The organism is Paenibacillus sp. AN1007 (assembly GCF_040702995.1).
In the GTDB taxonomy this organism is placed as follows: domain Bacteria; phylum Bacillota; class Bacilli; order Paenibacillales; family Paenibacillaceae; genus Paenibacillus.
The window spans coordinates 1,184,535-1,206,875 of the sequence record NZ_CP159992.1 but is presented as its reverse complement, the minus strand read 5'-3'; the positions used below and the strand labels follow the sequence as shown (position 1 = coordinate 1,206,875).

Annotated in this window: 20 protein-coding genes; 7 read left to right on the top strand and 13 right to left on the bottom strand. The window is 47.8% G+C overall.

Going from position 1 to position 22,341, the window contains the following annotated elements; translation table 11 throughout:
• Positions 1-93: 93 nt before the first annotated feature.
• From ABXS70_RS05560 to spoVAC, 6 genes are all read right to left on the bottom strand, one after another.
• Positions 94-2,307 (bottom strand): transglutaminase domain-containing protein, encoded by a 2,214-nt coding sequence (locus ABXS70_RS05560; RefSeq protein WP_366294568.1) that lies wholly within the window; start codon positions 2,305-2,307, stop codon positions 94-96.
• Positions 2,304-3,488, bottom strand: coding sequence for a DUF58 domain-containing protein (locus tag ABXS70_RS05555; protein ID WP_342556405.1), 1,185 nt, complete (start codon positions 3,486-3,488; stop codon positions 2,304-2,306). Before ABXS70_RS05555 ends, ABXS70_RS05560 begins: the two co-directional genes overlap by 4 nt.
• Before the next feature lie 66 nt (positions 3,489-3,554).
• Complete coding sequence (locus ABXS70_RS05550; RefSeq protein ID WP_366294565.1) at positions 3,555-4,511, bottom strand: MoxR family ATPase; 957 nt, start codon at positions 4,509-4,511, stop codon at positions 3,555-3,557.
• A 180-nt stretch (positions 4,512-4,691) separates the two neighbouring features.
• Positions 4,692-5,042, bottom strand: coding sequence for a stage V sporulation protein AE (spoVAE, locus tag ABXS70_RS05545; RefSeq protein ID WP_090914950.1), 351 nt, complete (start codon positions 5,040-5,042; stop codon positions 4,692-4,694).
• 5 nt (positions 5,043-5,047) lie between these two features.
• Complete coding sequence (gene spoVAD / locus ABXS70_RS05540) at positions 5,048-6,064, bottom strand: stage V sporulation protein AD (protein WP_366294561.1); 1,017 nt, start codon at positions 6,062-6,064, stop codon at positions 5,048-5,050.
• Positions 6,061-6,513, bottom strand: coding sequence for a stage V sporulation protein AC (spoVAC, locus tag ABXS70_RS05535; RefSeq protein ID WP_342556406.1), 453 nt, complete (start codon positions 6,511-6,513; stop codon positions 6,061-6,063). Before spoVAC ends, spoVAD begins: the two co-directional genes overlap by 4 nt.
• 645 nt (positions 6,514-7,158) lie before the next feature.
• On the opposite strand from spoVAC, the gene ABXS70_RS05530 reads away from it, so the two are divergent.
• Complete coding sequence (locus ABXS70_RS05530) at positions 7,159-8,232, top strand: M42 family metallopeptidase (RefSeq protein WP_342552159.1); 1,074 nt, start codon at positions 7,159-7,161, stop codon at positions 8,230-8,232.
• Between the two features lie 197 nt (positions 8,233-8,429).
• Positions 8,430-8,750: a hypothetical protein gene (locus tag ABXS70_RS05525; protein WP_366294558.1), complete on the top strand. Its 321-nt coding sequence runs from the start codon at positions 8,430-8,432 to the stop codon at positions 8,748-8,750.
• Positions 8,751-9,033: 283 nt separating this feature from the next.
• Here ABXS70_RS05525 and ABXS70_RS05520 read toward each other — a convergent pair whose 3' ends face one another.
• On the bottom strand, positions 9,034-9,741 hold the full coding sequence (locus tag ABXS70_RS05520; RefSeq protein ID WP_342552161.1) for a metal-dependent hydrolase: 708 nt from the start codon (positions 9,739-9,741) through the stop codon (positions 9,034-9,036).
• Between the two features lie 281 nt (positions 9,742-10,022).
• Between ABXS70_RS05520 and nirB the strand changes: the two genes are divergently transcribed.
• The 4 genes from nirB (at position 10,023) to ABXS70_RS05500 (ending at position 14,558) form a co-directional block, all read left to right on the top strand.
• Positions 10,023-12,452 carry a nitrite reductase large subunit NirB gene (gene nirB, locus ABXS70_RS05515; RefSeq protein WP_366294555.1) on the top strand — a complete coding sequence of 810 codons (2,430 nt, stop codon included), beginning with the start codon at positions 10,023-10,025 and terminating at the stop codon, positions 12,450-12,452.
• Between the two features lie 58 nt (positions 12,453-12,510).
• Positions 12,511-12,837: a nitrite reductase small subunit NirD gene (gene nirD, locus ABXS70_RS05510; protein WP_366294552.1), complete on the top strand. Its 327-nt coding sequence runs from the start codon at positions 12,511-12,513 to the stop codon at positions 12,835-12,837.
• Between the two features lie 58 nt (positions 12,838-12,895).
• Positions 12,896-13,681 (top strand): formate/nitrite transporter family protein, encoded by a 786-nt coding sequence (locus ABXS70_RS05505; RefSeq protein WP_342552164.1) that lies wholly within the window; start codon positions 12,896-12,898, stop codon positions 13,679-13,681.
• 244 nt (positions 13,682-13,925) lie between these two features.
• Positions 13,926-14,558 (top strand): YfbR-like 5'-deoxynucleotidase, encoded by a 633-nt coding sequence (locus tag ABXS70_RS05500; RefSeq protein WP_342552165.1) that lies wholly within the window; start codon positions 13,926-13,928, stop codon positions 14,556-14,558.
• 65 nt (positions 14,559-14,623) lie between these two features.
• Here the strand turns inward: ABXS70_RS05500 and ABXS70_RS05495 are convergent, their stop codons facing one another.
• The 4 genes from ABXS70_RS05495 to ABXS70_RS05480 are packed head-to-tail and all read right to left on the bottom strand — an operon-like array spanning position 14,624 to position 19,799.
• Positions 14,624-15,952, bottom strand: a complete 1,329-nt coding sequence (locus tag ABXS70_RS05495; RefSeq protein WP_366294547.1) for an MFS transporter — start codon at positions 15,950-15,952, stop codon at positions 14,624-14,626.
• A gap of 31 nt (positions 15,953-15,983) precedes the next feature.
• Positions 15,984-16,625: a TetR/AcrR family transcriptional regulator gene (locus ABXS70_RS05490; RefSeq protein ID WP_366294544.1), complete on the bottom strand. Its 642-nt coding sequence runs from the start codon at positions 16,623-16,625 to the stop codon at positions 15,984-15,986.
• Between the two features lie 60 nt (positions 16,626-16,685).
• Positions 16,686-17,453 (bottom strand): ABC transporter ATP-binding protein, encoded by a 768-nt coding sequence (locus ABXS70_RS05485; protein WP_366294541.1) that lies wholly within the window; start codon positions 17,451-17,453, stop codon positions 16,686-16,688.
• Between the two features lie 12 nt (positions 17,454-17,465).
• Positions 17,466-19,799: an FtsX-like permease family protein gene (locus tag ABXS70_RS05480; protein ID WP_366294538.1), complete on the bottom strand. Its 2,334-nt coding sequence runs from the start codon at positions 19,797-19,799 to the stop codon at positions 17,466-17,468.
• 517 nt (positions 19,800-20,316) lie between these two features.
• On the opposite strand from ABXS70_RS05480, the gene ABXS70_RS05475 reads away from it, so the two are divergent.
• On the top strand, positions 20,317-21,174 hold the full coding sequence (locus tag ABXS70_RS05475) for an SDR family oxidoreductase (protein WP_366294535.1): 858 nt from the start codon (positions 20,317-20,319) through the stop codon (positions 21,172-21,174).
• A 161-nt stretch (positions 21,175-21,335) separates the two neighbouring features.
• Here the strand turns inward: ABXS70_RS05475 and ABXS70_RS05470 are convergent, their stop codons facing one another.
• Entirely contained in the window at positions 21,336-21,872 is a 537-nt protein-coding gene (locus tag ABXS70_RS05470; protein WP_342552171.1) for an RNA 2'-phosphotransferase, read from the bottom strand.
• An 18-nt stretch (positions 21,873-21,890) separates the two neighbouring features.
• A complete protein-coding gene (gene imm48, locus ABXS70_RS05465) occupies positions 21,891-22,331 on the bottom strand; it encodes an Imm48 family immunity protein (protein WP_342552172.1) in 441 nt (146 codons plus the stop codon).
• Positions 22,332-22,341: the final 10 nt, after the last annotated feature.

Genomic DNA, 22,341 nt, shown 5'->3' with positions numbered 1-22,341 from the left:
TCATACGACACACTATATCACAAATCCGTCTTTCCTGAAAATGCAAACAGCCTTTATGGCTATGAAAAAAAGGAAAAACGGGACGGGCAGTACTTAAGCCCGTTCCGCTTTCAATTCCTTCCGCAGCTTCAAGGCTGCCTGATAGACAACCTTCCAGTCATCAGCGGTTACCGCCTCTGGACTATAGCGGGTCTGTTCAAACTTCATAAGCAGCTGTTCCAATGTCTCGCGAGCGGACGGTTTAAGCTGACCCCAGCGGTTTACAGACTCGCGGAGCGTTTCGTCCCCGCTGCGAGTCAGGCCTCGTCTTCTCGCATAACGAATCCAGCGCTCTGTCTCAGCCAGCACCTTCTGTTCAGGTGTCAGCGGTCCGCCTGTTCGCAGGCGGAGCAGCAGGAATCGCAGGGAAAGACGGCTGCGCCAGAACATGTAAGCTACCCACAATACGATTACAGCACCGGCAATCCAGATGACAAAGGTCGGAATCGCCGCAGTCGTCTGCTCGGGAGCCGGCGTTTGTTCTTCTTCTTGAACCGGTTCTTCCTCTGGCTGGTCAGCTGGCTGGTCAGCTGGCTGCACCTCCGGTGCTTCGGTCAGCAGCGGCATATCAAATCCCGGTGTTGCTTCAACCGGAATCCATCCGTACTCGCCAAAGTAAACTTCAGCCCAAGAGTGAGCATCCGCATTGGTTACCGTGTACGTCGTTTCGATAGGTGCACCAGGCTGACGAGGAGCCTGCATATCGGAATTCAGCGACATCTGTCCAGGTGCATACCCCTTAACCCATCTTGCCGGGATACCTTCTGACCGGGCCATCATCACAAGTGCAGTAGAAAAGTAATCGCAATACCCTTCGCGAATATCAAATAAGAAACCTTCGACAAAGTCGCTGCTCACTTTTCGGGACAGATCCGGATTGTTGGTGTAATTAAAGTTTTGTTGTAAATAGTTTTGCAGTAATGCCACTTTTTCATACGGTGTTTTTGCAGATGCCGTAATCTCGGAAGCGAGGTCTTTTACCCGCTCAGGAAATCGGGAGGGAAGCTGCAAATACTTGTCCTCAGCCGGATTATTGGAATAGAGGGCTTCAGATGATTTGGTACGCAGCTCATCTTCTACGATAATCGGCACCTCTGACACAACCGTATAGTTTTTAGGATACTGCGGCTGCTGCCGTGTCGTTACAACATGCAGTTCAGCCCGCTCTGCATTCCAAAGCATACGGCTCGCGCGCTCTTCACCGTTCACCGAGCTTACCTGCGATATAGAGTACGCTCCAAACATGATCGGATATACTGTATCATTCAACATCGTCACTTTCTGTGTGACCTGTTTCGTATTCACTTTTCCGGCCTGCTCATTGGCCAGCGTCTGACTGGCTGACACATTTTCCATGGACGCACGTCCGGGCTCATCCCAGCCTGTTCCTGTATACTCCGAACGTGTCTCACCGCGCCAGTAGCTGCGGTCACTGGTCGTTATGGACATCACAGGCGTGTAATCAAAGTTAAATCCTCCGCCAAGCTGATTGTCCTCGCGACTGTAACCAGACTCGGTTGCAGCCGGAATATCCAGTACGCCGTTCCCCGCTTGGTTCGACGTTGTTCCGGTGTAATTCCGCCATGCCGTATACGGGTCCGTCAAGGTTGGCGGAATTTCCGGCATATTTACACTGGCCACAATGATTAATGAAAAGATGATAGCAATATTCGCCAGTATTTTGTAAGGATACCGAATCAACCGTTTCCATCCCTGCGGATACTGCAGCTGATAATTACGGAAGTGCTGGCATACAAGCCAGCCCATGCCCGCAAACATTACCCAGGCAATCTCCACCCACAGTGGAATCTGAGTAAAGGAATCCAGGATGCCCAAGGATATAATATTAACACCCAGGAACACAAGAATCCGGCGGGTTGTATTCACAAGGCGAATCGCCGCCTCTAACATCACCCACGCACACAAAGAAAACCAGATATACGGAGGCATATGCATAATAAACTGCTCTATGCGCTCTGTTAACGTGCCGTAAGGAATATACACACTGTAATCAATCAACGTTTTATGCAAGATGTATACGACAACAACGGCCTTGATGATCGCTCGATACAGCACTTTGAGAGGGAGAATAACCTCCAGAATGCTTACAGCTGCCAGCGTCCACAGCACGAGCGAGGTTGTCTCGGTATACCAGGATTCCTGGGTGAACGATATCCACTGCAGAGCAATCAGAAATATCCAGAGCAGGGATGCGGCGTGGTACCAAGATCTTTTCAATCCCAAGTTGTCATGTCTGCTGCCGCTCATACCGAACCTCCCCCCATGACCGTTGGAAGCTCCTGCAGATGGGCAACTGTGAATGATCTCGTGCCTCTGCCGCGCAGCATGGCATTCCATTCCGAGCTTCGACGAGATTCCGCCGGGTCGATCAGTATATGACATGGGGTCATGCCGCGGGTATCTGCCCAGCGGAGCACCTCAAGTATTTTTTCGTCTTTTTGCGGAGAAATGACAACAAAGTATGCCCCTTGCGGGAATTGCCGAGCTATTTTCTCCACACCCGGCAGCAGGGACGCATCTTGACCGTTATCCTGTATGTCCACCAGATGATGCATCATCTTTTGCCGCTCAATCGGACTCTCACTCGGAGGCATGAAGGACGACTTTTCAGCTAAGGTTAACAACCCCATCCCCATACGTTCCCTCGTGCCGTAATCCAGCAGGGAAGCTGTGGTGGAAACGGCCAATTCAAATGCTTCTCCGTGCGGATAGCTTCCTGCCATTGCATCCAGAACGAGAATGGTTTTCGGCACAGACTCGTGTTCGAACTCTTTGGACTTCCAGTTCCCTGTCTTTGCTGTCGCATTCCAGTGAATGCGGGAAAGACGATCCCCATACACATAGTCGCGCACACCGTTAATCTGGGTTGTTTCTCTGCGTGAACGTGTCAATGCCGTCTGCGGACCTGACAAACGCGACTTGCGATCATAGAGCTGCCAATAAGGAATGAATACCGTTCTAGGCAGTACGCGGAATTCTCCGATAGCTTTGAAAGTCCCGCGGTGTTCAATCAGCCCGAAGATATCCTCGCTGGCACATTCCGTCTCTGAAAAAACATATTTCCCCCGCTCAAGCGGCGGTGTCTGGAAGGACAGCTCACCAGATCCCCGCATACTGGGGATCAGACTTTCTTTAAAAGACCACGATTCCCCGTTATGCCGATGCAGCATCTCACGAACAACCACGTAAGGCAGAGGAAGAAAACCGGGAATGGTCAGGCTCAGCCGCACTTGGACCTGATCGCCAGCATGAAGCAGTTCTTCATGATCCTGGCCAGAAGAGAGTTTGCGCACCCCCTGAGCCCGTTTGACTCCACTGAATCCGGCGATCGCCAGGTAAACACAGATCAGCGTCACCATAGACAGGAGCATGAGCGAGGTCTTTCCTCCCTGAAACAAAACGTACGCGAGACAGCACATCCACACCATTGCGATGCCCCATACGCGAGGGTGGCGCAGGTTTCGATTGACTGTAGTCAAAAGCGGTCTCATCAACTATTGCCCCATCGATACAGGTACGCGAACCTGCTGTAACACGGAATTCAGAACGGCCTCCGAGCTCATGCTGTCCAGTCTGGATTCCGGACGAAGTACGATACGATGAGATATGACATACGGAGCCATCGTTTTCACATCGTCCGGCAGCACGTAGTCTCTCTCCTGCAGGAAGGCAAAAGCTTTCACGGCCATCATAAAGGAAATAGCTGCCCTTGGGCTGGCACCCAGCAGTACAGACGGATGGGAGCGGGTGTGGCGAACAACGTCCAGCAGGTAGTCCATTACAGGATCCCCGATGAACACTTCCTTGATCTCCTGCTGAATCGCCGAAATCTGATCCATATGGGTTACCGACTGCAGCCGGTCCACAGGCTGACCGGATTGATGCTGCTTCAGCAGTGTTTTTTCAATATCCTTGTCAGGATAACCGAGACTGATCTTTAACATAAAACGGTCAAGCTGCGCTTCAGGCAGCGTATATGTTCCTTCGAAATCAATCGGATTTTGAGTTGCGCACAGCATGAAAGGATGAGGCAGATTGTAGGTATCACCGTCTACAGTTACACTGCGTTCTTCCATGACTTCGAGCAGAGCGGACTGTGTTTTGGTCGTTGCACGGTTGATTTCGTCCGCCAGCAAAATATTGGTCATAACCGGGCCGGGCCGGAAATAGAAACGCTCATCTTTCGGATGAAAAACGGATACCCCCGTAATATCGCTCGGTAAAATATCAGGATTACACTGAATACGGCGGTATTCTCCGCGCATCGATTTGGACAGTGCTTTGATTAACTGTGTTTTGCCCGTTCCCGGTACGTCTTCAATCAGAACGTGTCCGCCTGCAAGCAAAGCTGTGAGTAAAAGTTGAATTTCAAAGGATTTCCCCATAATGCAGGATTCCAGATTAGAACGAACTGCAGATATGATTTGGATCGACTCTTTGCGCACAGGCATGTGGTCTAACCTCCTAAAAAAGCATACAGATTTCCTTTTATTGTACATGATCCAGACTCACGAGTACACTCGAAGGAACTCACAATTTGTTTCCAGTCGTCGGATTCGCCGCAGTTATCGCATGAAAACGACAAAAAGACCCCGGATAAATTTATCCGAAGCCCTTGCTTATTTGAAAGGTCAACCCTTAGGGCGAACAACCAGCGCCGCGAGAAAAGAAAAGATAATCGCCGACGATATTCCCGCAGCCGTCAAATCAAAAATACCGGTAATTACGCCAATCCAGCCCTCTTTCTCTAATTCGGTCAATGCTCCGTGAACCAAGGAATTGCCAAAGCTCGTAATGGGCACGGATGCACCTGCACCTGCGAACTTCACCAAAGGGTCATATAGACCAAATGCATCAGCTACCGCACCTGCTACCACAAGAGTACTCATCGTATGTGCTGGCGTCAGCTTTGCACCGTCCATCAACAGCTGTCCGATAACACAGATCAGACCACCAACGATAAAAGCCCATAGAAATTGCATGTATGTCACCCCCCCTGTTCAATAGCTACCGCATGTGCAATACAAGGAATGCTTTCACCCTGCTGGTAGGAGAGGGGCGAAAGCAGCGCTCCTGTTGCAACGACGAGCACTCGCTTCAAATCCCCCTTCTGCATCCGGTTCAGAATGTGACCGTAAGTCACGGTCGCGGAACACCCGCAGCCGCTTCCTCCAGCAACAACCTGAGGCTGTTTTTCACGATCATAGATCATCAATCCGCAATCATTGAAAACCGTCTGTTCCATCGGAATGCCTTCCTTATGCAGCAGTTCCTTGGTAATAGGCAGACCAACGGAGGCCAAATCTCCTGTAACAATCAGGTCATAATAACCGGGTTCAAGCCCGGTATCTCTGAAGTGCGAAATAATGGTATCGGCTGCTGCCGGTGCCATGGCAGCTCCCATATTAAACGGGTCCTTGATGCCAAGATCCATAATTCGGCCAACGGTTGCTTTCGCAATCACCGGCCCTTCACCCGTGCGAGAAATAACACCGCATCCAGAACCTGTGACGGTATACTGTGCATATGGCGGTTTTTGAGAGCCATACTCCGTCGGATACCGAAACTGTTTCTCCACCGTACAGTTATGGCTTACGGTTCCGGCAAGCACGTAATCTCCGGCACCGGAATCCACGATCATGGCAGCCAGCGCCAGCGTTTCCATCGAAGTTGAGCAGGCACCAAATACGCCTAGATAAGGAGCCCCAAGCTGTCGTGCAGAGAATGAACTGCTGATGATCTGGTTCATCAGATCGCCACCAACAAAATAATGCAGCTCTTCCTTTGTGAGATTGGCATTCACCAATGCAAGCTGGGAAGCCTGTTCGAACAGTTTACGCTCCGCTTTTTCCCATGTTTTCTCACCAATCTCCAGATTGTCATAGATGTAGTCAAAATCAGAAGATAAGGGTCCCTTCCCTTCATCCGGTCCTACAACGGTTGCTCTGCCAATGATTCGAGGCTGATGATCATATTCCCATGTCTGGCGGCCCAGTCGTTTCATAGATGCCCACCCCCGAACCCCAGGAAGGCATACACAATCCCGATAATAAACGCGGCTACAACACCGAAAACAATGACGGAACCGGCAAGTTTAAACATGTTTGCTCCGACACCTAACACAAGCCCTTCAGCACGATGCTCCAGCGCAGCCGAACACATGGAATTGGCAAATCCCGTCACGGGCACTCCCGTACCCGCTCCCGCCCACTGTGCGATTTTGTCGTATACACCGAGACAGGTCAGAATAACCGAAATCAGAATCATGACGGCCACGGTAGGACTGGCAGCTTCTTTGGACGTCATGTCCATACCGGCCATGAAGGCTTCCTGAATGGCTTGTCCAATCAAACAGACAGTTCCCCCTACGAGGAAAGCTTTGATGCAGTTTTTCAAAATGGGGCGTGAAGGCTCATGTTTTTTGGCTACCTTTTTATATTCCTTTTCATCCATCGACAGCGATGAGGTTTTCTTTTTTCCGGCTGCAGATTGTTCTGGCAAGCACAGGACCTCCTTTATGTGAATGTTTAGAGCGGCAGCTGAATGCCGATGAGAATCACTTCTATTCATTGTTTGTTATTTTCGGGAAGGTTATGTATCCGGCGAGGAACAGCATATGTTTCCAAAATGGGGGAGATGGGGAATGTATAGGAGATCACGCCGCAGTAATGATTACAATCTTTCGAATCTATAAATAAAGAAGAATGATGACGAGCAAAATAAAAAGTACAATGAACAGCACCTTCTCATGACCTTCCTCAGGAGGCTTCATCTGATATCCCTGCTCCTTCCCCATGCGGTACTAAGCTTAGCAGAACAAAATGCATGCAGAGGAACGAGTTCCCCTTCTATAATCTTATTCAGGAAAGCGGCTGCAGGCTTGGGACAATCGCGGAAATACAGACGGAAAATGAAGTTGGGCCCAGCAAACTCATGCCTTAAAAACGTAACATAAACATGGACAATCACTTGTACAAGGTTCATACTATAATGTGACCAGTGGTTAATAATTAAGTCCTTTGCTCAAGAGAGGACATCAGGCCGGCAGCCGTTCTGCTGTGACCTGATATACATATCAACAGAGGAGTTGTTGGACACATGAATGAAAAAACAATGGACATGTTCCGAACGTTAACGGAGTTCCCTTCCGCTTCCGGTTTTGAACGTGAACTGCGCGGATGGATGAAGGAACAAATGTCTGCGTATACCGATGAATTTGTACAAGATCGCCTGGGCAGTCTCTTCGGTGTTCTGCGGGGAGATGAATCTGGACCGAAAGTGATGGTCGCCGGACACTTTGATGAAGTGGGCTTTATGACAACGGGTATCACGGAAACAGGTATGATTAAATTTCGTCCACTTGGCGGATGGTGGAGTCAAGCTGTGCTGTCGCAGCGTCTTCAGATCATAACTCCTGAACGTCGGATTATCGGTGTTGTCGGTTCTACGCCTACGCATCTGCTGGATGAATCCCAGCGCAGCAAACCGGTAGACTTGAATTCTATGTATCTGGATATTGGTGCAGATGATCGTGCCGAGGCAGAATCATGGGGGATTCATCCGGGAATGCAGATTGTACCGATCTGTGAATTTACGCCGATGGCAAATCCCAAGAAAATTATGGCTAAAGCCTGGGATAATCGTTATGGTGTTGGGCTGGCGCTTGAACTTGTGGAAGCACTGCATCAGGAGAAGCTGCCCAACATCCTTTATTCGGGAGCAACGGTACAGGAAGAATTGGGACTGCGCGGTGCACGTACTGCAGCCAATCTCATTCAGCCAGACGTTTTCTTTGCCCTGGACTGCAGCGCAGCCAATGACATGACTGGAGATAAGCAGTCCTTTGGACATATCGGTCAAGGTGCACTGCTTCGCATATTCGACCCGGGAATGTTCACACATCGTGGGATCGTTGAATATGTTCAGGACACAGCCTCTTCCAATCAGATTAAAATGCAGTACTTTATTTCGCCGGGCGGCACCGATGCAGGTCAGGTCCACTTGAGCGGTATTGGCGTACCTTCCACCGTTATTGGCATCTGCGGTCGGTACATCCACACCTCTTCTTCCATCATTCACACGGATGACTATGATGCTGCCAAAGAGCTGATCGTCAAGCTGGTGAAGGGTCTCGACCGTACAACGATGGAGACAATTATTAATAATGCTTGATCCATGCTAAGAAAATATGTAGAGCTTAACTGCAGAGATACCTTATCGAAGTTCTTCGAGGGTATCTTTTCTTTCGATTGGTTTCATAAATAGCTGGATCGTAGAACATGTTGGAGATCAATTACATAAGATAGCTTAATGAAAGACCCATAACCAGTTATGAAATCACTAAATATAAATTAGCGGGGGACCTTTATATGGCAGCAGGAAGGAATGGTAAATCAAATAAAGGTTCTAGAAAAACCAATGCTGCGAGTACCCTTCTAGGTGGCAATATGAATGGAAAGAAACTGGAACTGATTGTTGCAGCGTTATTGGTCAGCGGGAAGTTAAGAGTGGATGCGGTCACGCTGTTTCGAGAAGCTACCTTAGTTGTAGAATTAGTAGGCCAGTATAAAACACTTCAAAAGGTACAACCGTCCAATTCAGATAAACTGGTACAATTCCTGGATGAAACGGGCGGCGATATGACCCTGAATGATGTGATTCAGGCTTTTCAGCAGCGCATGAATTCCTAAATGCAGGCAAGAAAAGAGGTGGCTGTGATGTCTGAGTTTGATGGAGTTGGATTTGCCGAGACGTTAATTGTACTTATTCTTGTCGTTTTATTTGTGTTTGGTTCTACAGATATCGATACGCTTAGCGGTACACCTACAAAAGTTTGATCCTGCTTGTCTCCTTACAGGGTATTGAGCAGCCGGTTCCGAGGCAGTCGCCATTGACTCTCTCCTGCGTGATAAAAACAACTTGTTGATTGAAGAACGCCAGTCCATATGAAATGGGCTGGCGTTTCCTGCTGTTCTACAGAAATAAAGGCGAGAACGCAAACCAAGCTAAAATGAGTGTCAATACCACACACACGTTCTCTACGACCGCTCCATGTTTGGTCCCTGTACTCATCAGGTTTGCCCGGATCCGGAGCTTAAACGGCGGCAAAGGGCGAATCCCCCGATTCGTCAACGAATCCGCAATTAAATGGAGGGCATAAGCAGAACCTCCTGCAACCCAGATTTCCGGACCCTGCACCTGCGTTGTGCTGTACAGCAGTCCTGCCCACACAGCCGTTCCGTACAGCGTGTGCGTCAATCCCCTGTGCGTCAGTGTTGTACACAGCATAAGCAGACTGCCCGCTATCCAATTCCACGGTGCAAAAGCATGACCATAAAAAACAAGGCCCAGCCCGATGGCAAACATGAGCACTTTACGCAGCGATCGCGATGGCAGAAACGACACAAGCCCGATGAGAATGGCGAGAAGCAGATTCCACGGTTTTGCTGGGACGTAAAAATATACAAATACAGCCGCAGGCAAAAGAACCGTCTGCAGCAGCCGAATCAGGCTGTTAGGCAGCGCTTTGGATACCAGCAATGAATTGGGTTCATCGATATCCGGCAGCAGTGAGCCAATCAAGGCAGCCGTTACAGCTGGAGCCGTAACAGGCATTCCGAGCAGCTGCAGAACGGATAGTGAAACGCCTGTACCGATAATGAGGTGGGATCTTCCCATCATGTTGCAAAAACGTCCTTTCGAAGAAATAGGGATTAGTTCCGACCCCGATCTGATCATACAACGAAAGAAAAACAAGAACAATAGTTCGTATTTCTCATTTCTCAAAATTTTTTTTATATTCGTGATGCTCATCACACTTATTTTTATATGAATGATCTATCGTAATTAGTGAAATTAATCACATTTATTAACTGGAAATACGTGTTATAGTTTAAAATATAAAATATAAGAAATTAAAAATGTTGGTATTCTCGCAGTATTTATCCAAGGGAGGGCTACACATGAACGGAAATAAAGAAAGATTAGTTGTCATCGGCAATGGTATGGCCGGGATCAGCACCGTGGAGCAAATTTTAAAATTAACTTCACGCTTTGATATTACGGTTTTTGGAACAGAACCTTATCCTAACTACAATCGGATTATGCTGTCGTATGTACTGGAAGGCAGCAAAACGCTTGATGATATCGTACTGAATGATCTTCACTGGTATGAGGAGTATGGTATTACTCTTCACACAGGAACAACGGTTGCCCGCATTGATGCAGAGAGTCGTGAAGTTGTAACAGAAAATGGACAGCGCACTCCGTACGACAAAATTATTATTGCAACGGGTTCGAGTTCTTTCATCCTTCCTGTACCCGGACATGACAAGCAAGGCGTCGTAGGATTTCGTGACATTGCAGACTGCAATGTCATGCTCGAAGCTGCAAAAGAATATAAAAAAGCGGCGGTCATCGGTGGCGGACTCCTAGGCCTGGAAGCAGCTAAAGGACTTGTGCAGCTGGGTATGGATGTTACCGTTGTTCACCTGATGGATGATCTGATGGAACGCCAGTTGGACCCGCAAGCTTCTGCCATGTTGAAAGCCGAACTGGAACGCCAGGGAATCAAGTTCAAAATGGGAGCACAAACTGCTGAACTGCTCGGCGGCCAACGGGTTGAAGGTATTCGTTTTGCTGACGATTCCGTGCTGAATGTTGATTTCGTAGTGATGGCTGTTGGAATCAAGCCAAATACAGCTGTAGCCCGCGAAAGCGGTATCGAAGTCAACCGGGGCATCATTGTGGATGACTACATGCAGACCTCGCTGAAAGACGTTTACTCTGTCGGAGAATGTAACGAACATCGCGGTGTGTGTTACGGGCTTGTTGCGCCTCTCTTCGAACAGGGCATGATTCTTGCGAAACATATCTGCGGCGTCGAAACTGCTCCGTATGAAGGCTCGGTTGTATCGACCAAATTGAAAATCTCGGGTGTGGATGTTTTCTCTACTGGCGAATTCATCGACAGCACTGAACATACCGTGATTTCACAGAAAGACGACTGGAAACGGACGTACAAAAAAATTCTGCTTCGAGACAACAAAATGGTAGGTGCTGTACTTTTCGGTGACATTACGGACTCCGCTGAACTGCAAAAACTGATCAAGAATCAGACCGAAATGACAGAAGAATTGTACAGTTCACTCATGGGCACAGGCTGCGGCGGTCACAAAAAAACGACCTCTGTTGAAACGATGCCCGAAGACGAAATTGTCTGCGGATGTAACGGCGTAACCAAAGGTGCTATCGTTGATGTCATTACCAATCAAGGTTTGACTACAGTTGATGAGATCAAAGCCTGCACGGGTGCAACCCGCTCTTGCGGAGGATGCAAACCGGTGGTGGAACAGATTTTGCAATACGTGCTTGGAGACAGCTTCAGCACCAGTACCAAACAAGGAATTTGCGGATGCACCACTATGGGGCGTGATGAAATCGTAGCAGAGATTAAACAAAAAGGACTGCAGACGACCAAAGAGGTTATGAACGTACTTGGCTGGAGCCAGCCTGAGGGATGTTCGAAATGTCGTCCGGCCATCAACTACTATCTGGGCATGATCAATCCAGACACACACGAGGATGAAAAAGAATCCAGGTTTGTTAACGAACGAATGAACGCAAACATTCAAAAAGACGGAACTTATACCGTTGTACCTCGGATGTACGGCGGGGTAACCACACCAGCCGATCTGAAACGGATCGCTGATGTTTCAGTCAAATACGACATTAAGGCAGTTAAAGTGACGGGCGGTCAACGTCTGGATCTCATCGGTGTTAAAAAAGAAGACCTGACAAAAGTATGGGCTGAACTCGATATGCCTTCAGGTTATGCCTATGCAAAATCGCTTCGTACCGTTAAAACATGTGTTGGTTCCCAATTCTGCCGCTTCGGCACACAGGATTCGATGGCGATGGGTGCAAGAATCGAACGCAAATTCGAGCGGCTGGATCTGCCAGCCAAATTCAAATATGCGGTGAACGGCTGTCCTCGGAACTGTGCAGAAGCCTGCACAAAAGATATTGGAATCGTCGGCAACGACGGCGGTTGGGAAATCTTTATCGGGGGTAATGGCGGTATCAAAGCAAGACTCGCGGACACGCTGTGTAAAGTAAAAACGGATGATGAACTGATCGAATTGTGCGGAGCCATTATGCAGTACTATCGCGAGACAGGTAATTATCTGGAGCGTACTTCCGAATGGGTGGAACGCATGGGACTGGAGCATATCCGTTCGGTAGTTGTCGATAACCTTGAAGAACGTAAAGCGCTGATGCAGCGGATCGAGTTCGCCCTTGAACATGTGGAAGAGCCATGGCAAAAAGCGATTCGTGATGAGGAAGGCCAAAGCAAAATGTTCCACAGCATTGAAGTTTCGGCTCGCCCATAAGCAGGAATAGATTCAATAAAGTAGATAAAATTAAATTTGGATAAAGGAGTGGTTTACGATGACTACCCAACAAACAGGCACGTACTTCCCGGCTGGAGCTGTAGATGAATTTCTACCCCGCATCGGCAGAGTTGTAGAGATTGAAAATCTGCAGCTCGCGGTTTTCCGTGCATCGGACGGCACCATCTTCGCTGCTGACAACCATAACCCCCACCCTAAGGGTGGGCCGCTGGCTGAAGGCATTGTCTCAGGACACTATCTATATGATCCGCTGTATGATTGGAAAATTGATCTGACGACAGGACAAGTGCAGGCACCTGACCAAGGTCAAGTACAGATGTACCCTGTCAAAGTGGAACATGATCAGGTCTGGATCGCTGTATAGATTCAAGCTGTAACAACCATAGATTTGAGATAGATGTTGACTAATGGGGGAAACCGTGATGTATACACCAAGTGTTGAAGGAATTATTGAAGCAGCCGTCAAAAAAAGAGACCAGATGAATGCCAGCCTGCCGCGATACATGGTCGCAGCCTTGATGGCAGGTGCATATGTAGGACTGGGTATTATCCTGATCTTTAGTATCGGGGCCCCGCTGCTCGCGGCGCAATCGCCGCTGCAGACGATGCTGATGGGCATGTCCTTCGGACTCGCCCTGACGCTGGTGATCTTTGCCGGGTCTGAACTGTTTACAGGCAACAACATGTTTTTTACGATGAGCACCCTTGCCGGACGGACCACAGTGAATGATACGCTGAAAAACTGGGGACTTGTCTTTCTCGGCAACCTGATCGGTGCTGTCCTGCTCAGCCTGCTGATTGTAGGAAGCGGTTTGTTCAAAGCAGCCACTCCGGAGCATCTGCTGTTCGTTGTCTCGGCCAAAAAGATGGCAGCTCCAGTGACTGAACTTTTCTTCCGCGGCATTCTCTGTAACTGGCTCGTCTGTCTGGCGATCTGGATGTCCTCCCGTTCCAAAGAGGATATCGCCAAGCTGGTTCTCATCTGGTGGTGTCTATATGCCTTTATCGCGAGCGGTTATGAGCACAGCGTAGCCAATATGACCCTTCTGTCCCTGGCATGGCTGCTGCCTAATCACCCGGATACAATCTCTCTGGCAGGCTGGTTCCACAACATGATTCCGGTCACACTTGGTAACATCATTGGCGGCGCCCTGTTTGTCGGTATGGCTTACTGGTACACTTCACCAGTACGTAAAAAAGCGAAATAACCTAACATTCTGTCCAGTTCCACTGCGTTCAATCGAACTCATTGATTGCTGAGGCGGGATTGGAATATCCTATACCTTCTTTCTTCTCACTGCCACGGGAATGCTGCATCTTCAGCTTCTCGTGGCTTTTTGATCTTCATTTTACAAATTAACAAAGGGCGCATACATCTTTAATCTCGGGTTAACATAACACCAGTATAGTCGGTGTATCGACTACCCAAACTTGCAAAGGATGATCACATCTATGGGAATCCATACGTACTTCCGGTCACTCAACGATCTCGAGCGTATTATTCGAACCCCCGGCAAATTCAAATTTGAAGAACATTGTGTATCCGCTCATTCCTGGAAAGTGGTGCAGTATGCTAAAACACTTGCCGATATTGAAGAGCAGCAGGGCGTGAGCATTGACTGGAAAAAGTTATACGAGATCACCAGCAGCCATGATTATGGCGAAATTTTCATTGGTGATATCAAAACGCCGGTCAAACACTATTCGCTAGAGCTTCGTTCCATGCTGCAGCAGGTGGAAGAAGGCATGGTATCTCATTTTATCAGTGAGAATATTCCGCCGGAGTTTCAGGATATTTTCCGCAGACAGCTTCGCGAAGGCAAAGATAACTCTGTTGAAGGGCTTATTCTTGAAGTTGCTGACAAAATGGATCAAGTGTATGAAGCATTCGCAGAACTGCAGCGCGGCAATACGGAAAAAGAATTCATCGTTATGTATCGCTATGCACTGATCAAGATCAAAAACATCGATCTCCACTGTGTTCGTTATTTTCTGAACCACATCCTGCCTGACATTATCGAAGAAGGAATCCGCTCCCCGTTTGATATCCGCAAAATAACCGAAGAAGCCCTCCTGCAGCAATAAGCTCAGCCCACCGGATGACTTTATCCATGGACTGAGCTTTTTGCTGTTTCAATCTGTGATCCATATTAATCGTGTGCCAACCCGCCTACATCAGGTGGTGACGTCATGTTACCCTGCTGCTCCAGTGACTTAATCATTTTAAGACGTGACGTTACGAGACCGATCAGTATAACAAACAAGCCTGCAATAATGAACAGCAAAGCGATGCCTCTGCCTGGTCCAACTCCGATAATTTGGCCTACAGATGATGCCAGCATGCCCCCCTGCACCAGTAGTGGATTAAACACGTGGTCCGCCAAAAATCCAGCCAAGCTGTACGCGATAACGAAGCCAAGCTGAGACAAAATACCGATAATTCCCCACACTCTTCCCTGCTTGTCGTTGGCGATATTGTTGCGGACTAACACGTCAGCGCTCATATTCACAAACGGCAGTGATGACAGGAACAAAAAACCCGCAAAGATAATAAAGAAAATATTCGTTGATACACCCAGCAGCGAGAAAGCCAGACCACACATCACTAAACCTGCAGTCAACACACTTGCATATTTCTTGGTCACTGTAAAAATACCGATACACAAGCTGCTGATCAGCATTCCGATGGCACTAACGGACTGAAAAGTCCCCAGCGTTTTGGCGTCGGTAAACGACAGCAGCATTGGACCAATAAGCGTCTCCAGAAACCCGAGATAGAAGGTGACGAGAGAAATAATAATGACAAGCAGCAGCACGCCCTTGTTCGTAACGACCTCTCTCCAGCCTTCCTGTATATCGCTTAACCAGCTGTGATTTTCCTTGTTTTCCCGCTCTACCTTCATGCTCTTGCGAATAACCAGCACGGCCAGAATGGCAATGAGGAACGTTGCGATATTAATGATCATGATAACTTCAATCGTTGTAACGCTGAGCAGTATACCTGCAATAATAGGTGAAAACAAAAACTTGGAGGATTCCGCCAGCTGCACCAGTCCGCTGCCTTTGGAGAACTGATCCTTATCCAGCAGGTCTGTGGCTGATGCTTTATATGCCGGGCTTTGCAGCGCCGTGAATACGGAACTGAACGCCACCCCCACATAGATATGCCATAATTGAATATCCCCGGCCAGCATAATAGACAGGATAAAAACAAGCCCGGCTGCTGAGCCAAGATCCCCGATGATCATCATCGTACGGCGGTCAAACCGATCAGCAAGCACCCCTCCAACAGGGCGAAGCAGAATGTTAGGCAAAAACGTAAATAACGTAATCAGTGCTGCGCTGGTTGCTGTGTTTGTTTTTTCGAAAGCATACACTCCTAGTGAGAATGCGGTCAGTCCGATTCCGATCATCGAGATCAGCTGACCCAACCAAACGATCAGGAATTTGCGGAATGAATGCTGTACCCTGTTTTCCATCGGATGTTACTCCCTTCTTTCCTCTTCCTCACTAACCTTGATCTTGATATGGGAAATATAAGCGGGTAACATAAGCAAAGCTTCCTGGCGCTGCTCCCAAAACACGTTCCATGATATCCGCAAAAGCTTCGATTTTCTTCATGAACTGCTTTTCCTCCCACTGAAAGATACCCTGATCCAGAATAAATTGTGAGGACACCAGCAAAAATTCGATGCTTTCCCTAGGTGTTGGCGTATTAAATACGCCTTCCTGAATCCCCTGCTCTACGACCTCAGCCAGGATAGGACTTAACTGAAGCACCGTTTCAACAAGACTTTTTTGATGCATCTCTACATTTTGGACATCGTGAAGCTGCTCAATGACTCCCAGCTTGCGCTCGTCAGGTTGATTCTGGGCCGTAATGATGTGAAAAATTTTCTCATGAGCGCTCAGTTCCGAATTGGAAAGAATGCGCCTTGCTGCAGTTACACCGCTCATAATAAAACGCATGACGATTGCATGCATCACTTCTTCTTTGGACTGAAAATAATAATAAAATGTGCCTTTAGCTATGTCACATGCCTGAAGAATGTCCATGATGGTTGCTTTGGTATAGCCCTTGGTCACAAACAACATCTCGGCAGCATCAAGAATCTCGTTTCTACGTTCCTCCGGATTTTTCATCACTCTCATAGATAAAGCCTCTCCCTCATCGACCGACCGTCGGTCTATTTTAATCATTATGTTTTATGTTTAGAACCCCATACTTGATAACCATTGTCCTAACTGATGTTCTCTAGTTTTTAAATCTTCTCGTTCTTTCTCGTATTTACCGAACCTTTTGTCTGCCACTAACTGTCCGTCCATCATAAACAGCACTCGTTCCGAGCGGGATGCAACCTTGACATCATGCGTCACGAGTAAAATTGTTGTACCTGAAGCATTGATATCACCAAGAATATCCATGATCTCTTGTGTAGATTTGGAATTCAGTGCTCCGGTCGGTTCATCTCCGAATATAATATCCGGATTATTGATCAATGCCCGGCAGATTGCGATCCGCTCGAGCTGTCCCCCTGAAGCCTGGGTGATATTATGCTCGGCCAGCCCGTCAATCCCCATTTTTTTCATCAAAGACATCGCACGTCGATTAATGGCATCTCTACTGCTGTGCTTAGCCAGATAAGCGGAAAGGATGATATTATCGAACAGATTCAAATTTTTGAGCAGATGGATATGCTGAAAAATAAAACCCATTTGAGTCAAGCGCAGACTTGCCAGCTCTTTCTCCGGAAATGCTGATATGGGCCTGCCATTGAAATACACGCTGCCTGTACTGATCTGATCCATTCCGCTGATGGTATACAGGAGGGTCGATTTGCCCGAGCCCGATGGGCCCATAATCGAAACGAATTCTCCCTTTTCAAGCTGCAGATTGATATTTTTCAGAATATACTGCTCCTCATTTTCACCCACACCTGCAGACTTATTCACATCTCTTGCTTCAAGTATCGCTGTCACTGCTGCACCTCCTTATTCCACAATCATTTTCGAAATGCTGGTTTCCCGAATCGACTGAATGCTGATCCAGGCCGTAACGGTGATCGTTCCTGCCAGCAATAAAGGACACAGCACATATGCCTGCACCGGATTGATGACAAACACAATCTTAGAAGCACCAAACGATGACATAATACCGCTAACAAGCTTCGGCCCGAGTGTATTGGAGAGGACCGTACCTGCTGCCACACCTATAATCAGAATGGTGAGTGACATCACCATATACTTCAGCTTGATCTTAGATAAAGCAAATCCGAGACTCCGCATTACTGCAATATCATGGTTATCTTTGGCAACCATCATCTGCAGAAATAGTGAAGTAATCAAAATGGATATGAAGACACCAATAGTCAGCGCAAGTGTCGTCACCAATTTTAATTGCTGTATCGTACCGCCAAGGGTTTGATTCAAATATCCTCGAAGATCCGTTACGCGCGCTGGCGAAAATTCTTTCTCATACGCTGCAATTTTCGCATCCATAACTTCGCGGTCCTTCAGATTCACACTGACGACGTACCAGAGCACACGATCTGGGTTATAAGGCAGCAGCGCCTTCGCCGTCTTTCCGCCATTCGTCACATCTTGATAGATACCGCTTACCGTCATCACCCTATCCTTACCACTGACCCGCAAGGTTAACTGATCACCCGTGTTGAGCTTGAGTTCACTGCTGTTTGCATCCGAGAGCGCAATCTCCTGATGGTTCGCTGGAGCATTTCCACTTAGGTAAGACAAAGGAAAAATGCTGAAGTCTCCACTTTCCACGCTCAGATTATCGTAGCTGCCCTCTGCATTACGAATTTTGAACTGGCTTGTTACGAGAGGTGAGTACTTTTGAACGTCTGCGTCATTTTTAATCTGGTTCAGCAGATGTGCATAACGCTGCTCTACATCATCTGTATGCCTGAGATCGATTCGAATATCACTTTGCCCCACACCCATGTAGGAAATGAAACTTGAAGCCTGCAGTGTACTCAAAAAGTTAAGCGGTACAATCATCATAAACGAACTGATGATGAACACGAATAATAATAAACGGAACATTTTAACACGCTGCATGACGTCTTTGATCCCGAGAAAAACAGGTACGGAAGACCAGCGATTATATGACAATCTTAGCCGGTTTCGAGCCATCTGGGTATCGCCCAGACTTCCTGTACGAAGGGCCTCCACAGCAGAAATCGAACGAAAACGACGCAGCACTGCGCGGCAGAACAGGACAACCATGGCAAAGATCAAACCCACCGCAAGCAGAGGCACGACGAAATGCAGCAGAGCAGTCGGTGCTTTTCCCATATAGAGCATGATATTGGATATGAAGAGCTGGTTCAATCCAAGCGAAGCCGTATATCCCAATATGCAGGCCACACCTGCCATGAACACATATTTGGCAAGATAGAGCCGCTTGATCTCTTTCTCGGCAATACCGATGGCTTTCATCACGCTGATCTCGCGGTAATCCTCCTCAATGGCTGCAAGCATCGTAAAACGAATACACAGCATGGCAATCAGAATCAGTACCAGGCTGACCAAAATAATGACAGCAGCAATAATTCCGTCAGTCATCGCATTGAGCAGTTGGAACAAACCGTATGTCACCACCGGACCAGCATTAGGCAGTCCTGCATTTTGATAGGCTTGCGTGAACTCACTGGTTTTGGAAGGATCATGCAGACGGAACTCGATGAGATACTCCATCTCCCCGACACCCTGTTTCAACTGCTGCAGCTCCGCCGGGCTAACGATAAATCGTTTGGAGTGCACAACGGACGGATTCATCTGCGCATCACGTACAAAATCAACAATGGTATAAGAACGTTCAAACGCTCCATTGTTAATCCGAACCTGATCACCGATGTTTAATTTGTTTTGCTGCAAATAATAGACGGGTACTGCGATCTCACCGTCACGAACCTGAATAATCTCACTGTTCAGATTCAGTAGATAATCGAACTGCTGATTTTGTGTAACCAGATCAATATCCATAACCGTGTTCTTTTCCGATTCAGCGCCGAGGTACATGTCAGCTCCATCGATGTTAACCATCTCGACAATCTGATGCTGTTTAACCATTGTATTTCCTTTAGCCCAGGTATTCACCTTGGCCTGATCCAGTTCTCCAGCATGCATTTGCACAAAATGAGGTGTCTTGGACTCAAAGAACAGGTACTGAATGGAACTTGTCAGCTCTATGATCATGCGAGAACCGGATGAAACTAACAAAGCAGCAAGCAGTACAAATATAAACAGTGCTGCAGTAATTCCTTTTTTCCTCATTAAATCGTTTCTGAGCATTCGCAGCAGCATAAACGAACATGGCTCCTCTCATCTACTTGGTTGTTTCATTGGCATAAGCCGCCGATTTTTTGTCTAATAAAGATTGAGGGAGAGGCAAAAAATCATGACCCAATGTTATGAGAAGAGGCAGGCATCACTCCTTGCTTCATTTTGAATGGAACGATTTGTTTCTTGTGTAAATCTATGTAGTTATTCCAAATTATATATTCAAGCTCGTATTTGTCAATTCATTTCATAAGTAACGTTAATCAAAAGAATAAACTTGACTTCCTATTATGTTGTAACTATTATAGTTACAAAGAAGAAAAAGAATAAACTAACGAATGAATGGATCATCTAGGGTGTGTCTGAAAACGCTGAAGAAAGCCAATTTTGCCGAATTTTTGTTCCATGCCAGGAAGTTTCCCGCAGGCGTGCCGGGGCACGTCAAGGGAAAGTGACGCAGCAGGGGGCGAAAAGGGGGTAAAAGATGCACTTCAGCGGGTTTCAAGACACGCCCTATATACATCCTTAAGGAGGAAACAAAATGAAATGGTTAGTTACAGGCGCAACAGGTCACTTAGGATCACTGGTCGTTGAAGCACTTCTGAAAACGCAGGACGCCTCGAATCTGGCAGTTAGTGTGCGTTCACCGGAGAAAGCAGATACACTGCGCTTCCAAGGCGTAGATGTTCGTCAAGGTGATTTCGATCAGCCGGAAACACTGGAGAAAGCCTTTGAAGGTGTAGATCGCCTGCTGCTCATCTCCACAGACGGAGATAATGAGACACGCATTCGTCAGCATCAGACTGCTGTTGAAGCTGCTAAAAAAGCTGGGGTCGGTTACATCGCTTATACAAGTGTTGTCAATGCGGACCATAACCCGCTCTCTCTCGCCGAGGTACACCGTAAGACCGAACAAGCCATTCGTGAGTCTGGTATCCCTTACACCTTCCTGCGCAACAATTGGTATCTTGAAAACGAAGCTGGCAGTGTACAGGCTGTTACCCATGGCGCTCCTTGGGTGCATGCGACGGGTGACAGTCAAGTTGGCTGGGCTGCCCGCCGTGATTATGCTGAAGCTGCTGCTGCCGTACTTGCAGGCGAAGGACACGAAAACAAAGTATATGAATTGTCTGGCAAACTGCGTACACAGGCTGAGCTTGCTGCCATTGCAGGTGAAGTACTCGGACAGGAAATCAACGTACAAAATGTGGACGACGCTGCTTACGCGGATATCATGAAAGGTGCAGGACTGCCTGACTTTGTTGTATCCATGCTGGTTGAGATGCAGGGAGCAATCCGTCAAGGTGCACTGGCTGTAGAGAGTGACACACTCGAAATACTGCTTGGTCGTCCAGTTCAACCGCTAAGCGAAGGCTTTAAAGCGATTTTGGGCAAATAAACTAACCGTGCTGCGATCTGCACTCGTCGATCCAATCGGGATCTAAAAAAGGCTGTTCCATACGTCATAGGATGACGGGGAACAGCCCTTTTTACATGTTTTAGGCCCAGTCTGAACTCTGAGCAGCATACGATGATGAAGATTAACCTGCAGCTGGTTTGTCACTGCTCAATATAACGTGCAGGAACAGCATCAGCCAGCCAAATATTTTCGCTGCCATGATAAAATAAAATACCCTCACGTGCGGCACGTCCGGCATGAATGTGCAGAATGGCAGGCTGAGCATCTCGCCTTTTTCCAACCCGGCGTGCCGTGTTCATATCAGCAGACAGATGTACATACTGCCGCTGCCTTGGCTGCAGACCTTGCTTCAGAATAGAAGCCACGGCATGCACAGGTGTACCGTGGTATAACATCTCCGGGGGCTGAGCAGCTGCTTTGGAAATTTTCTGCGGTGTGGAATGGCCATAGAGCGCACGAATACGCCCCGAATGCACCTCGTGCCGCTTTTTTTCTGAACCTGCAATCATCTGTGTCAGATCAGCCTCTGTAACGTCACGCCATTGCGGGCTTTCGTTCAGAGCGATAAGCAATTGCGAAATCTCCACCCAACCCTCTTCATCCAGTTCAAGCTCGTATTCCCATGGAGCATGCCGCAATGCATAAGAAAGCTCTTTGCTCAATTTCATGTAGTCCATGGCGTTCACCCCCTAATTCTAACTCTGCTCCTGTACTGCCGCCAAAATCTCCTGAATGTTGCGTGCGAGCGCTTCGAAGTCCTCCTGAGTAAATTGAATATGCCCGTTAATCCCTCGATGAATAATTGTATTCATCACTGGATGAGTCTTTTCATTCGATGCAACCCGAATCAGATCATCGGCAAAATCAACAGCCTGCTGTTCGCTGTAATTAAACGGCTTGATCAGCATACGAATACTTAGTGCATGCGCCTGAGCTTCTGCCAGGCGATCCCGATGAGTAATGCTGTATACTGCGCCAAAACCAAAAGCCGCAAGCACTTGACGCTGCAGTTCTGTCGTTTCTGGGAGCGGTGTGCCAATCAGTTCGCAGACCTGCTCCACCATCTGCTCCAGTTCATGGGCTGCTGTGCCCAAAATAACATCATTCTTATCATCCTTGTTCATAAAATCATTCATATCCATATTC